Consider the following 13,024-nt stretch of genomic DNA (forward strand, 5'->3'; position numbering starts at 1 on the left):
CTACCTATTCTTCAAGCAATGAGCGCAGCATCCAAGCGGTTTTCTCGTGCAGCTGAATGCGCTGAGTCAACAAATCGCCGGTGGCTTCATCATTGGCTTTTTCGACCACAGGATACAAAGCGCGCGCGGTTTTTACTACGGCCTCTTGGCCCGCTACCAGGCTGGCAATCATTTCTTTTGCTGCTGGCACGCCCTCTTCTTCTTTAATCGAAGACAGCTCGGCGTACTGCTTATAGGTGCCAGGGGCGGGATAACCGAGAGAGCGGATGCGCTCGGCGATTTCATCCACCGCAGCGGCTAGCTCGGTGTATTGTGACTCAAACATCAAGTGCAGGGTCTGGAACATGGGTCCGGTCACATTCCAATGGAAATTGTGTGTTTTCAAATACAGGGTATAAGTATCCGCGAGCACATGAGACAGGCCTTCAGCCAGGGCTTTGCGGTCTGTTTGATCTATACCAATATCGATATCCATTGTCATCTCCTAATGATGTATTCCGTAAAACTCAAAGCTATTGTGAATCAAGCGATTGGCAATTAACAATCATGCGTGTCAATTGTTGCCATTAGTACATTTAATGGGGACGAAGTTACCCAACTCAATCTTCCGATTGAAAGATTACTTGACCTGCGTCAAATACGATCAACTCGCCCGGGTCCATGGCCTGCCAATGCTCATTTGCGGTTAAGGGATTAGTGGCAATCACGGTGACGATATCCCGCGGGGTTGTATGCTCGCCAAAGTCTACGGTTAAATCGGCATCGCTCAAGCGCGCTTCGCCAAAAGGCGCTTTGCGAGTTAACCAATGCAGCTTAGTTGAGCAGTAGGCGTACAAATACTGGCCCTCACTAAACAGTAGGTTTGCCACCCCCATAGAGCGCAGGTGATCGCACCAGTGCTTTAGTTGACGCCAAAAATTAGTGCGGTCGCGGGCAATACGCTGGGGCGATTCAAAGCGATCACGAATTTTTGCCAATAGCCAGCAAAAAGCCTGTTCACTGTCGGTGGTGCCTACCGGGATAAAGTCAGCCAACGGCAAGCTGGCGGCGTCTGCCAACTGGCCATTGTGAGCGAAGGTCCAGTTTTGTCCCCACATCTCCCGCACGAACGGGTGAGTATTTTCCAGGTTTACCGCTCCCACATTGGCTTCGCGAATATGGCTTATGGCGATACAGCTTTTTACCGGCAAGCGACTGACGAGCTTGGCGATTTCCGAATCCACGCTCGGCGCGCTATCGCGAAAGGCGCGCAAGCCTTTGCCTTCGTAAAATACCACTCCCCAGCCGTCGCGGTGGGGGCCGGTACCACCGCCTCGCTGAAGCAGCCCGGTAAAGCTAAAACACAAATCCGTCGGCACATTTGCCGACATTCCCAACAGTTCACACACAGTGAAAACCTCTTTTCCCTAATACGCCATCAGGATAAATCCTTTGCCGCGCTTTTGGTATTGCCGAAACGGACCTGCAATGGTTTCGGGAACCTCTTCCGGCGGTGTTTGGCGCATGCCTAAGCTGTGGTAAAACTCACCCAAATACGGCTGACAGTAACAGTACAAAGGTTGACGCTCACTTAACACTGCGCGCATCAATGCTCGCGCCAACCCTTGGCGCCTGTGCTGTGGGTCTACGGTTAAATTGCGCAATAAATAAACGCCGGGTTCCGGCTCAAGTATCCGCGCTGCGGCGGTAATGGCTTCCCCTTTCCAGCAATAGACCTGATCACGCTTACCGCACTTTGCCTTCTCTCCCCATTGACGATATAAACGGGTGACCTGAGGATATTCAGCAACGGTGGGGCGATACACTTGCATCAATCTTTTTTGTCCTCGCTGTCGGGGCTAAAGTCGTCCATTGGCAGCGGATCATCAGCGCCCGACTCAAGGGAATCAAGCGCTGCCATCGGATCATCGTCATCCACTGCGACTGTATTGGATTTTTCTCGCGCCGCTTGTGGCTCGCTGGCGGACTCTTTAGCTTCGCCGTCACCGCTGCGCAGCTGCTGCTCGATTTCATCCAGCTCGCTCTGCACGTCTTTGGTATTGAAGCGACGGTAACCCCAGTAGAGCCCAGCCATCAGTACCAAATTACCCAGAGTTATCGCGGCAATCATCGGCCAGTTCAGCCCTCCGCTTTCAGCCTCATCGCGCTCTGCATCGTTCTCTTTAGCTTGGTCGTCAGGCGGCGTCTGCGCCGGCGCTGAGACTGACAAGCTTGACGCTGAGCTGTGTGAAGCGTCAACCGCTGCGGCCGAATCGCTAGGCGGCGGGCTTTTAGCGTCTTCGAGTGCGGCCCGCTCCTGCTCAAGCTGCTGCTTTAGTGTGGCGAGTTGCGAGTCTTCTGCAGACGCCAGAGGATCGCCCTCATCCGGATACTGGTAATATTGCGTGGGCAGAGTTTCATCAAAACTGCTGCCATCGGCAAGCTCACCACTGGCGTTTAGTTCAATGACAGTACGCGCCGCTTCAGTAGGATTCATAACAAGCTGCCAGTGGGCGGCTCCCGCACGCTGTAAAGCCCGCAGCTCACTCTGGCCTGAGGAGTGTCGTACATGGGCCACCACCGAGGTTTTATCGGCGTTGATCAAATCGCCTGCGGCGGTAACACTTACCGTATAGGTTACCTGTAAATCATCTACGGCTTTTGCCATATTGACCGCAAACAAAGAGCCCACCTGAAGCTGGTGCTGGAACTCCCGGGCAAAGGTCTTACCATCAATTGTCAGGCGCAAGCGATAACGTCCGCGCTCGCTAAATTGCGGCAACACCTGCTGAAATTGCCCACTGGTAAAATTCGGCTGTTCATTCAACGAGACCTTCCAGCTCGCCTCGCTAGCCAGGTTAGTGATAACAGCCTCGCCAGTAATCAGATTGAGAAAATCCGCGTCGGTGATATTTTGCCCTTTCTCCTGCAGCGCATAGTTCAGCGTCAACGAGGCTCCAGCAACAAGATTATTCGGCAGTGGCTCCACATGCAGCTGCAAATCGCTGACCACGGTGACTCGGTTTTGTGGCGATTGCTCAGCTTCCAACTGCCAGCGCCCCGCTTTGGGCTTGCCGATGGTAATTAAATCGTAGCTGTCGGCACTGTACCAGCGCACGTTATCCGGATGACTTGCGGCGCTCAATGCTTCGCCCTCCGGGGGTATAAGTCGGTTGGGCTTAGCCGACGGGGCGCGAAACACCAAGGCGGTAAATTCGTTTACCTGCTCATCTACCAAAAACGTATTATTTTCTAAAGGCAGGCGTTTTGCCGGTACTGCCTGGTCGAAAATTTGCAAATAGGCCTGCATTAAATCGTCGGCATTTTTTGCTACCAAATGATGGCCATCACTATCGCGTGATAACTGCTGCAGCAGTTCGCTGTCGGCATCGTCAGACAGCGCAATAGTGTGCAGACGAAAATTTTTTGCGGCCAGCTGGGGCAGCAGCTCAGTCAATACTCGCTCGCGCTCGCGGGCGTTCACACTGGCGTTCTTGTCGATGTCGATTTTGCCATCGGTGAGTAGAATGACATCGGCCTTGGGGGCTTTAGCGCCAACCTCTGTAGCGCGCTCAAGCGCTTCGCCCATGTTGGTGTATAGCCCCACCGAGTTGACGCGCGCGGTTTTTTCCAGGGCGTCGCGCTGCCAAGTCGCATCGCTGCGGGCGAATGGCACCAGCATGTTAACCTGCTCACCGAAGGTCCAAACCCCGGCGTGGGTGGAATCTGACAAAAGCTTAACCATCAGCTCCAACGCGGGCTGACGTAAATTTTCCGGGTCGGTATTTTTCATACTGCCAGAGATATCCACTAGCAGCCGCACATCGGCCTCGGTTTCGGTTTGGGCGTAAGCCGGTGAACAAAGAAGTACTGCCAGCAATAGCAGAATACTTATGCGGGATGTGTGAATGGCCATGCGCTCTCCTGTGTGCTTCTTTATTATTACCCCAGAGATTGCAGAGGCATTAACAATGTATAGCAGCGGCCATTAAAAATGCAATTTAATCCGCCGCTGCCGGCTCTTCTTTCGGTTTGCGCCAGCGGGTGGTGGCCAGCAGGTAAATAAGCGAAATCACCAGCGCCACTATCCAAATTAAGGCCAGGGTAACGGCCGCATCCAACCCGGCGTCCTCACCCAAAAATAAAGTGTTGAGTACCGCAATAAAAAATGCGGGGGCGTAAGCATCGGGCTTATCAGCCAAGTTCAGGCTAAAAGGGGTAAACACGAATACAGCGTAGGTCACCAGCAAAAAATGCCGTACATAACGCGACCAGCTGCGGCATACCCGCCACACTACCAGCCCAAATAAGAGGCCACCGGCGAGGTAAACAGCCCAGGCCAACATTTGCTTATCCATGATTATTCCACCCAATAAATAATGTGTTCTTCGTAATCGTCTTCGGCAACATCCTGTTCACGGCACACCTGCCCGGCAACGGACATACCGGCAAGTTTCGTCGAATCCGCATCGCCCGTCAGTAAGGGGTGCCAAGCGGGCAAGGGCTTCGCCTCAGCCAATAAGCGGTACGCGCAAGTGTCCGGCAACCACTGAAACTCGGGCACATCGGCCGGTGTTAACACCAAACAATCTGGCACTTGCTGCTGCCTTCTCGGGTAATCAGAGCACTGGCAGGTTTCGGTATCCAGCAATCGGCAGGCGATGTCGGTGTAGTACACATCACCCGTATCTTCGTCCTCCAGCTTGTGCAGACAGCATTTACCGCAGCCATCGCACAGCATTTCCCACTCGGCGGCGTTCATTTCATGCAAGCGCTTACGCTGCCAGAAAACCCGCTCGGCGACCATGCTAGCGCCCCGAGTCTAACTTGCTGTTGTGCGAGCGCACGGCAGCGGCCTCGGCATCCATTTGCTGCAGCGGCGGTAATTGCAGGTAATAGCCCTTTTCATCCAGGCTTTGCAACACCTTACCGATATCGGCATTGGCAAGTTTGCGGTTTTCATCCAGCACCAGCACCATCGCCGGCTCGGCGCGGCCGAAGCGTTGCATCAACTCCTCCGGCACCTTGCTGGTACCTTGGTCTTTACGGCAGTAAAGGTACATGCCGCTGTCGCGGCTACTGCGGTAAATCTGGCAAATTACTTTCACGATTTTCCTCCCAGCGCGTTAGAGGCAACCTCTAACAAGCCTTTGCCAATAACCTCATAGCGCCAGCCGGTGAGCCTTGCGGGCAGCTCGATCTGACCTGCGGCATAAGTGCGCACTAAATACTCGTATTCTTTTTTGCGAATCAGCAGCTCGGGCGGCAAGCCCACCGCTTCTGCACGTTCGCGTACCCAGGCCTTCATGGCTTTTATTGCGGTGCCGTATTCGCGTCCCAGCGGCGCGGGCATGCGCGGCGGCAGCTGATCCTCGGGCAAATCGCGCGCGACTTGCAAAAGCCCCAGCAGTTGGTCGCCATGATCGGCCAGAGTGCGTTTGGGAATGCCCTCTATGCGCCGCATGCCGTTGTAATCATCCGGCAGGCGACGCGCAAGCTCGTACAAAGGCTGCTCTTTTAACAATCGATTACGCGGTATGTTGCAAGCTCGGGCCTCTTGCTCGCGCCACAGGCAAAGGCTTTGCAGCGCCGCAACGCCACGCGGCGGCAGTTTCCAGCCCAAGCCAACCTTGGTATAGGCCTGCGCCAAGTCCAAAGGCCCGGCTGCGGCTTCAACCTGGGCATAGCACTCGGCCAGCACCCAATCGAGCCGGCCCTGTTCTTTTAACAGTCTTAGCAATTTCCCGTATACGATTAGCAAATGCGCCACATCCAGCGCGGCATACTCGGTTTGAGCCTTACTCAAGGGCCGCGCCAGCCAATCGGAGCGGGTTTCGCCCTTGGGTATTTCTATTGCTAATAAGTCCCGTACCAAGGCGGCGTACCCCAATGAATAACCGCAACCGGCAAAAGCGGCCGCCACTTGAGTGTCAAAAAGTGGCTGCGGTAAAGCGTTGAGTAGCACCGAGAAAACTTCTAAATCTTCCGAGCAGGCGTGCAGCACTTTGGTCACTTTAGGGTTGCGCCACAACTCTGCCAACGGGGTAAAGTCGCTAATAGCTTTGGGGTCAATCAGGTAACAGCCCTGGCCATCGCCCACTTGAATCAGCCCGGCGATGGGATAAAAGGTATCGCTGCGCATAAACTCGGTATCCACCGCAATCGCGGCCTGTTGCGCCCAGCGCTGACACAGAGTGTGCAAGGTTTGATCGTCGTCTACCCAAATGGGTTCGGTAGGAATGTGCATAAGCTCGCTTATAGCGCGCGGCGGCTGGAGAAGGCATGCGCCAGGGTGCCACCGTCAATGTATTCAAGCTCACCGCCCAGAGGCACACCGTGAGCAATGCGCGACACGGTGATTCCGGCGCGGCGTGCGCGCTCGCTGATGTAATAGGCCGTTGCCTCCCCCTCAACGGTGGGGTTGGTGGCGAGAATAATCTCGCTGATGGGTTCGGCGTCCAGTAAAGCCAGCAATTGGTCGATGCCAATATCCTCGGGGCCGACGCCGTCGATGGGGGACAAATGCCCCAAGAGCACGAAGTACTTACCCTGATAACTGCCTGCCTGCTCAATGGCCAGCACGTCCGCCGGGGTCTCGACCACGCACAGCAGTGTGTTATCGCGGCGTTCGTTGCTGCACGCGCCGCATATATCCTGCTCCGTTAGGGTACGGCAGCGACGACAACGGGCCACGCCCTCTACCGCTCGATTCAGGCAATCGGCCAGACGCGTTGCACCGGCGCGGTCATGCTCCAACAGCTGCATTGCCATACGCTGAGCGGACTTTGGGCCCACACCCGGCAAGCAGCGAAGCGCCTGCATTAACTCATCAATCAGAGGGCTGAACATAAACGCCGTTATCCACCTAAAAAGGCATTTTAAAGCCGGGGGGCATGCCCATACCGGCGGTCATTTCAGACATTTTCTCTTTGCTGTTGCTCTCCACCCGGCGCACTGCATCGTTGACGGCAGCGGCGAGCAGATCTTCCAGCATTTCTTTGTCCTCACCCATCAAACTGTCGTCAATTTTCACGCTTTTTACGTCGTGGCGACCGGTCATGATAATTTTCACCATACCGGCACCGGCCTGGCCTTCAACTTCGGCATTAGCCAGCTCTTCCTGCATCTTTTGCATGCGCTCTTGCATCTCTTGCGCCTGCTTCATGATATCGCCCATGCCTTTCATCATGGTTTCACCTCGTTACTTTGTTAGAGATCGTCCGGGTTAGGGATCTACCGGCTGTACCGATTCCAGGTTCAGCTCGGCGGCAAAATGTTTTACCAGTTGCTGCACTATGGGGTCAGACTTGACCGCTTCAACCGCTTCGGCCAAACGCTCACTACGCTTGCGCGCGGCGATCTGCGCCGGTGTTTCGGTATTCACCGCTCCCGGCTGAATCATCACTTTAACTGGCTCGCCGTAGTAGTCGGTTAAAGTGTCGGCCAACCGCTGCTGCTGGCCATCGCCAAATAAACTGCTGTTGTTTTCATCCAGAATAAAGTGCAGCTGATTACCCTGCCTGCCGATTAACTCACAGTTGGCGGCAATGTTTTTGGTGACCCCGCCTACATCCAAGCCGAGGAAAATCTGCGGCCAGCTGTGAGGTGCGGTCTCCTCAAGGGCGACTTTTTCGATAGGTGCCTGGGGCTTTAATTGAGCCTCTCCTGCAGGGTGCGACGCCCCTGAAGCTTGAGGCTGCACTGGCGGTTCAGCTTGAGCCTGTTCGGGTGGGGGTGCAGAGGTTTCTTGCAAAACCCGCTCTACCGCCGCCATTGGGCTGGATGCTTGGGCCGGAGGATTCGCCTCGGGCGCTGTGGCCCCGGCTTCTGGATAATCCTGGTCAACAAGATTATCCGGCGCCTCATCCCAGGGTGGGGGTTCATCGGCAAAGGGCGGCGCTTCGTTGACGGCAGCGGCGGGCCCGGCTGCAGGGCTGGGCTGCGCAGCTGGCTTTTGCTCTGCTGCGGCTTGATGATTCGCAGGCTCACTGACCTCGGGGGCTGGTCTTGGCGCTTCTGCCGGGGCCGGTGGCGTATTGGGTTCAACTTGAGGTGAAGGTTCAGGCGGCGTGGCTTGTACCTGAGCCTGCGGCTCTTGGTGCTCGCTTGGCGCTTGGCTTGGCGCCGCCGACACAGGTTCGGCCTGCCGAGCCGGCGGTGGCGCGGCTTGCGCATTCTCGGTTTGCGCCCCAGCCTGGCCGCTCGACAAACGGCGCGTGGGAATATCAGTCACCCCTTGCGGCCTGAAAGCCAGCATGCGCAGCAGCACCATTTCCAAGCCCGCGCGGGGCTCGGGGGCCAAAGGTAAATCGCGCCGCCCCAATAGACCCGTTTGGTAAAAGAGTTGCACGTCTTCCGGTGGTAATTCAGTGGCGAGCTTTAACACCTGATCGCGATCGCCCTGGCTGTTGTCTACCGCCTCGGGCAGCGCCTGAGCGATAGCAATGCGGTGCAATATGGACAGTAAATCGGCCAGCGCAGCGCCAAAATCCGGCGCATGCTCGGCCATTTGCGCCACAGCATCCAGTACGGCCTTGCCGTCACCTGCTACCAGAGCGCGCAAAATATCGTAGACCGCACTGCGATCAATGGTGCCCAACATGGCACGCACTTCGGCTTCAACCACCTTGCCAGAGCCAAAGGCAATGGCCTGGTCGGTCAGACTCAAGGCATCGCGCATACTGCCATCGGCAGCCCGGCCCAATTGCCACAGGGCGCTCTCTTCAAAGGGCACGACTTCGGTTTCCAGCACATGTTGCAGATGCCCGGTAATCAGCTCGGGGGTCATGTTCTTTAAATTAAACTGCAAACAGCGGGAAAGAATCGTCACCGGCAAACGCTGGGGGTCGGTGGTGGCCAGCAAAAATTTAACGTGCGGCGGTGGCTCTTCCAGGGTTTTTAACAGGGCGTTGAAAGAGTGGGTTGAGAGCATGTGCACCTCATCGATCAGGTACACTTTATAGCGGCCACGAGTCGGCGCGTACTGAACGTTCTCCAACAGCTCGCGAGTGTCTTCAACCTTGGTGCGACTGGCGGCGTCCACCTCAATCAAATCCACAAATCGGTTTTCGGCAATCTCAACACAGGCCGCGCATTGGCCGCAGGGTGTGGAGCTAACACCCACTTCGCAGTTCAAACATTTGGCAAGAATACGGGCGATGGTGGTTTTACCCACCCCACGGGTGCCGGTAAACAGGTAGGCGTGGTGCAGTCGGTCGTGATCCAGCGCGTTTACCAGAGCCCTCAGCACATGCTCTTGCCCCACTAAATCGCGAAACGTACGGGGGCGCCACTTGCGTGCGAGAACCTGATAGCTCATGCCTTCCTCAATGTTATTGCGGGTAAAAGCACGGATTATAGCTTTACCGGCGGCAAATAAACACGGGCAGAAAAAGATGAAAAATGGGGAAATAAATTGGAGATGACCCCACCAGCCACACCCCGGCACATGACTTTACCGCTACCGTTGCTCCCTTCCGGGCCTGGCGGGGTTCACGGCGAATCATTGCGAGGGGACCGGCAGGGCCACCATTACAGCAACAGACGCTGTCTGCTGAGGCCGCGCATTATCCGCAAGTTGCCCACGCTTTGCAAGGCGCGCCCACAATAATCTCGCCCCGCCTAAAAACCAAGCGGCCAACCCAGCAACAGCCAGAGGGTAAACATAGCCGTCCACACCAGTAAAAACGCCAGTGAATATGGCAGCATCATCGCAATCAAAGTACCCACGCCGATTTTCGGCCGATAGCGCGCAGCAAACGCCAACACGACCCCAAAGTAAGGCATTAGCGGAGTGATAATATTGGTGACACTGTCGCCGATACGGTAGGCCATTTGCGTTTGCTCAGGCGCCACCCCCAGCAACAGCAACATAGGCACAAAAACAGGCGCCAATAGACCCCATTTGGCCGAGGCGCTGCCGACAAACAAGTTGATAAACGCACTGATCAAGATAAACAGCAGCAGTAAAAGCAACACTTGGCCATCAAAACCGACCAGCCAATTCGCCCCCGTGGCGGCCAACAGCTGCCCCAGGCCACTCCAGCCAAACCAGGCCACCGCCTGAGCGGCGAAAAACATCAATACCAGATAACCGGCCAGCGACGCCATGGCCTGCTCCATGCCTTCGGTTGCCGCGCCCGGTTGCTTAAAACTACCACTGACCTTGCCGTACACCCAGCCGGCCCCGGCCGCATAAAGGGCAATTAAAGGCACCAGCGCCTGCAGCGCAAACCCCTGTTCTGTGCGAAGAGGCGCCCCATCCGGCAGTGCCACACCGAGCACTATCAGAGCAAAGACCAGACTGTAAACCAACACCCAGCGCAACCCCTTGGGGTGCGGCGCAGGCGGAGCATCTTGTGTGCCGCTCTCGACCGGCTGCCCCCGCAAGTAGGGGCTAACCACCCGCTCGGTGACCCACATACCAGTGAGCGCCAGCACTACAGTGGAGGCCGCCGCAAAATAGTAATTAGCGGCCACACTCACTTGCGCCTGTGGCTTGACCAGTTGCAGCGCCTCGCTGCTCAACCCGGCCAGGATTACATCCGCCGGGCCCAGTAAAAAATTGGCACTGTATCCGGCTGAAACACCGGCAAAGCAGGCGGCTATACCCGCCAGCGGCGGGCGCCCGGCCACCTGAAACAACACCCCTGCCAGGGGTATTAACAGCACATAGCCCACATCAAACGCGAGGTTGGACAGGATACCCGCCAGCACTACAGCAAAACTCAGGTAGCGCGGGTGCACTGCCATCACTAGGCGCAACAGCAAAGCCTGCAACAGGCCCGCGCGCTCGGCCACCCCAAGGCCCAGCATAGTGACCAGCACCGCCCCCACCGGGGCAAAACCGGTAAAGTTATCCACCGCGCTGGTGAGTGCCCAGCGAATGCCTTCAACAGACAACACGCTGCGGGCGGATAACACCTCGCCACTGCCTGGCACCCGCGCCTGCCACTGCAGCCAGTGGGCAAGGGTGGATGCCAGCGCGATCAGAACCGCAAGGGCAATAAACAAAACCACCGGCTGTGGCAGACGATTACCCAGCTTTTCCAGCGCACTGAGACGACGCACCCAAAAACTATTTTCCATCGGTGCAGTCATTATTTTTTGTCCATACTTGATTTCACTCTTAACGTCACCACATCAAAGCGGTACACACACTTCAATTCAATGCATGCGACACAATGGAGAACACTATGGCCACGGTTACTTTGAAAGGCAATCCTATCAACACCAATGGCGACCTGCCCGCTAAGGGGCAAAACGCGCCGGCTTTCACTCTGGTCAAAGCCGACTTGAGTGAACTGAACCTGAGCGATCTGAAAGGTCAGAAAGTGGTGCTGAACATTTTCCCAAGTGTGGACACGCCCACCTGTGCCCAGTCGGTACGCACCTTTAACGAGAAGGCCAGCAGTCTCGACAACACCACCGTGGTGTGTGTGTCTCACGACTTGCCGTTTGCTCAGGCACGCTTTTGTGGCGCCGAAGGCCTGGACAATGTAGTCACCGGCTCGGCTTTCCGCTCAGACTTTGCCGAGCAATACGGCGTAAAACTAGTCGATGGCCCCCTAGCCGGTGTCACCGCTCGCGCAGTAGTAGTCATTAACGAAAATGGTCAGGTGGAATACAACCAGCTGGTCTCTGAAGTGGCCGACGAGCCAGATTACGATTCCGCCCTGAGCGCACTCGCTTAACCCCTTCGCCGGTGGCATCTGCTGCCGGCTTTTTTAGCCCCCGCAACGGCTGAGAAATTCCCCCCTTGCTGTTATCATAGCCGCCTTCACAATTGCCTGGCCTCACTATGCTGTTATTTGTCGACAACCTCACCAACGTGGACTTCAGTTATCTGGACCCAACCCGCGGTATTGTGGGCGAAACCTGGCTCGCCAATATTCGTCTGCACGGCGACTTAAATGAGCAGAGCATGGTGTGCGACTTTGGCCGGGTAAAAAAAGTGGTGCGCCACTGGCTGGACACCGAGCTGGACCATCGTCTTGCCGTCCCCGCCAGGGCAGACAATATTGAGATCAGCGAAAGCAATGATCGTATCGAGCTGACCTGGACGCTGACCAATGGCGAGTTCATTCACCTTAGCTGCCCACGTCAGGCCATTGCCCTGGTCGATGCCACTGAGCTCAGTGCCGAGTCTATCGCCCGCTGGTGCGAAACTCAGCTTGAGGTAGCATTTGCGCAAAAGCTCGATAAATTGGAGCTCGACTTCTCCACCGAGCATATCGAAGGCGCCTTCTACCACTACAGTCACGGCCTGAAAAAACACGACGGCAACTGTCAGCGCATTGCCCACGGCCACCGCTCGCGGATTGATATCTGGCAAGACGGTATCAAAGCACCCGCGCTGGAGCAGCACTGGGCCGAGCTTTGGCGGGACATATACATTGGCACCCGCGAGGACATCAGTAGCGCCGTGACCGTGGCGGGCGTCGACTACCTGGACTTTGCTTACCAAGCTCCCCAAGGCGAGTTTACTCTGCGCATTCCACAAAGCCACTGCTACATCATCGACAGTGACACTACAGTCGAGTGCTTGGCCGAACATATGGCTGGCGAAACCGCACGCCTGTACCCCGACAGCCAATTGCGTATTCGCGCCTATGAAGGAATTAATAAAGGTGCCGAAGCCTACCGCTGATTCGCACGGTCAATCACCGCTGCTATTGCGCCTGCCATGGATTATTCTGGCCTGGGTGAGTGTGGCTCTGGGAGCCATTGGCTTATTTTTTCCGGTGTTGCCCACGGTACCTTTTTTACTGGTGGCCGGCTGGGCGGCGTCTAAGGGTTCGCCGAAGCTACACAACTGGCTCTACAGCCATCCCAACTTCGGCCCCCTGCTAACCGCCTGGCACGAGCATCGCGCCGTGCCCCGTTACGCTAAACGACTCACGCCCCTGCTATTGCTCGGCAGCTTAACCATAATGTTTTTGCTGGGGATAAACCCCTGGGTGATAGCCTGCTGTGCGACTATCTTTATCGCCGTGACCGCCTACCTGTGGAGCCGGCCAGACGCCTGAGTCCGGTGTGCTGGCAG

Annotated in this window: 15 protein-coding genes and 1 other RNA gene; 3 read left to right on the plus strand and 13 right to left on the minus strand. The window is 56.2% G+C overall.

The genetic code is table 11. The features are described 5' to 3' along the window. Positions 1–4: 4 nt before the first annotated feature. The 13 genes from NHM04_RS05075 to NHM04_RS05135 form a co-directional block, all read right to left on the minus strand. Positions 5–475 carry a Dps family protein gene (locus tag NHM04_RS05075; RefSeq protein ID WP_254265957.1) on the minus strand — a complete coding sequence of 157 codons (471 nt, stop codon included), beginning with the start codon at positions 473–475 and terminating at the stop codon, positions 5–7. A gap of 124 nt (positions 476–599) precedes the next feature. After that, positions 600–1,388, minus strand: coding sequence for a class II glutamine amidotransferase (locus tag NHM04_RS05080; protein ID WP_254265958.1), 789 nt, complete (start codon positions 1,386–1,388; stop codon positions 600–602). An 18-nt stretch (positions 1,389–1,406) separates the two neighbouring features. Beyond that, on the minus strand, positions 1,407–1,811 hold the full coding sequence (locus NHM04_RS05085) for a GNAT family N-acetyltransferase (protein ID WP_254265959.1): 405 nt from the start codon (positions 1,809–1,811) through the stop codon (positions 1,407–1,409). Further along, positions 1,811–3,895, minus strand: coding sequence for a vWA domain-containing protein (locus NHM04_RS05090; RefSeq protein ID WP_254265960.1), 2,085 nt, complete (start codon positions 3,893–3,895; stop codon positions 1,811–1,813). Before NHM04_RS05090 ends, NHM04_RS05085 begins: the two co-directional genes overlap by 1 nt. Positions 3,896–3,980: 85 nt before the next feature. Further along, positions 3,981–4,337, minus strand: coding sequence for a hypothetical protein (locus tag NHM04_RS05095; RefSeq protein WP_254265961.1), 357 nt, complete (start codon positions 4,335–4,337; stop codon positions 3,981–3,983). Positions 4,338–4,339: 2 nt separating this feature from the next. Continuing rightward, positions 4,340–4,786, minus strand: a complete 447-nt coding sequence (locus tag NHM04_RS05100; RefSeq protein ID WP_254265962.1) for a YcgN family cysteine cluster protein — start codon at positions 4,784–4,786, stop codon at positions 4,340–4,342. Position 4,787: 1 nt separating this feature from the next. Beyond that, positions 4,788–5,087, minus strand: a complete 300-nt coding sequence (locus NHM04_RS05105) for a YcgL domain-containing protein (RefSeq protein ID WP_254265963.1) — start codon at positions 5,085–5,087, stop codon at positions 4,788–4,790. Beyond that, positions 5,084–6,226: a ribonuclease D gene (rnd, locus tag NHM04_RS05110; protein WP_254265964.1), complete on the minus strand. Its 1,143-nt coding sequence runs from the start codon at positions 6,224–6,226 to the stop codon at positions 5,084–5,086. Before rnd ends, NHM04_RS05105 begins: the two co-directional genes overlap by 4 nt. Before the next feature lie 8 nt (positions 6,227–6,234). Then, on the minus strand, positions 6,235–6,828 hold the full coding sequence (gene recR / locus NHM04_RS05115; protein ID WP_254265965.1) for a recombination mediator RecR: 594 nt from the start codon (positions 6,826–6,828) through the stop codon (positions 6,235–6,237). A 16-nt stretch (positions 6,829–6,844) separates the two neighbouring features. Then, on the minus strand, positions 6,845–7,168 hold the full coding sequence (locus NHM04_RS05120; RefSeq protein ID WP_254265966.1) for a YbaB/EbfC family nucleoid-associated protein: 324 nt from the start codon (positions 7,166–7,168) through the stop codon (positions 6,845–6,847). Between the two features lie 36 nt (positions 7,169–7,204). Further along, positions 7,205–9,298: a DNA polymerase III subunit gamma/tau gene (gene dnaX, locus NHM04_RS05125; protein ID WP_254265967.1), complete on the minus strand. Its 2,094-nt coding sequence runs from the start codon at positions 9,296–9,298 to the stop codon at positions 7,205–7,207. A 106-nt stretch (positions 9,299–9,404) separates the two neighbouring features. Then, an RNA gene (gene ffs / locus NHM04_RS05130) (signal recognition particle sRNA small type) lies at positions 9,405–9,501 on the minus strand. A gap of 99 nt (positions 9,502–9,600) precedes the next feature. Beyond that, entirely contained in the window at positions 9,601–11,079 is a 1,479-nt protein-coding gene (locus NHM04_RS05135) for an AbgT family transporter (RefSeq protein ID WP_254265968.1), read from the minus strand. A 95-nt stretch (positions 11,080–11,174) separates the two neighbouring features. Here NHM04_RS05135 and tpx point away from each other — a divergent pair, with 95 nt between their 5' ends. The 3 genes from tpx to NHM04_RS05150 all read left to right on the plus strand — a co-directional run bounded on the left by tpx (position 11,175) and on the right by NHM04_RS05150 (position 13,007). Next, positions 11,175–11,672 carry a thiol peroxidase gene (tpx, locus tag NHM04_RS05140; RefSeq protein WP_254265969.1) on the plus strand — a complete coding sequence of 166 codons (498 nt, stop codon included), beginning with the start codon at positions 11,175–11,177 and terminating at the stop codon, positions 11,670–11,672. A 107-nt stretch (positions 11,673–11,779) separates the two neighbouring features. After that, entirely contained in the window at positions 11,780–12,628 is an 849-nt protein-coding gene (locus NHM04_RS05145) for a 6-carboxytetrahydropterin synthase (protein WP_254265970.1), read from the plus strand. After that, positions 12,609–13,007, plus strand: a complete 399-nt coding sequence (locus NHM04_RS05150; protein WP_254265971.1) for a YbaN family protein — start codon at positions 12,609–12,611, stop codon at positions 13,005–13,007. The genes NHM04_RS05145 and NHM04_RS05150 overlap by 20 nt, the downstream gene beginning before the upstream one ends. Positions 13,008–13,024 lie beyond the last annotated feature (17 nt).

It is taken from the genome of Gilvimarinus sp. DA14, from assembly GCF_024204685.1.
Lineage (GTDB): Bacteria > Pseudomonadota > Gammaproteobacteria > Pseudomonadales > Cellvibrionaceae > Gilvimarinus.

Coding starts and splice junctions, on each gene's coding strand:
- NHM04_RS05085 (WP_254265959.1), bottom strand. CDS start 1,811: ATGCAAGTGTATCGCCCCACCGTTGCTGAATATCCTCAGGTCACCCGT.
- NHM04_RS05145 (WP_254265970.1), top strand. CDS start 11,780: ATGCTGTTATTTGTCGACAACCTCACCAACGTGGACTTCAGTTATCTG.
- NHM04_RS05090 (WP_254265960.1), bottom strand. CDS start 3,895: ATGGCCATTCACACATCCCGCATAAGTATTCTGCTATTGCTGGCAGTA.
- rnd (WP_254265964.1), bottom strand. CDS start 6,226: ATGCACATTCCTACCGAACCCATTTGGGTAGACGACGATCAAACCTTG.
- NHM04_RS05120 (WP_254265966.1), bottom strand. CDS start 7,168: ATGATGAAAGGCATGGGCGATATCATGAAGCAGGCGCAAGAGATGCAA.
- NHM04_RS05135 (WP_254265968.1), bottom strand. CDS start 11,079: ATGACTGCACCGATGGAAAATAGTTTTTGGGTGCGTCGTCTCAGTGCG.
- recR (WP_254265965.1), bottom strand. CDS start 6,828: ATGTTCAGCCCTCTGATTGATGAGTTAATGCAGGCGCTTCGCTGCTTG.
- NHM04_RS05095 (WP_254265961.1), bottom strand. CDS start 4,337: ATGGATAAGCAAATGTTGGCCTGGGCTGTTTACCTCGCCGGTGGCCTC.
- NHM04_RS05100 (WP_254265962.1), bottom strand. CDS start 4,786: ATGGTCGCCGAGCGGGTTTTCTGGCAGCGTAAGCGCTTGCATGAAATG.
- dnaX (WP_254265967.1), bottom strand. CDS start 9,298: ATGAGCTATCAGGTTCTCGCACGCAAGTGGCGCCCCCGTACGTTTCGC.
- NHM04_RS05075 (WP_254265957.1), bottom strand. CDS start 475: ATGGATATCGATATTGGTATAGATCAAACAGACCGCAAAGCCCTGGCT.
- tpx (WP_254265969.1), top strand. CDS start 11,175: ATGGCCACGGTTACTTTGAAAGGCAATCCTATCAACACCAATGGCGAC.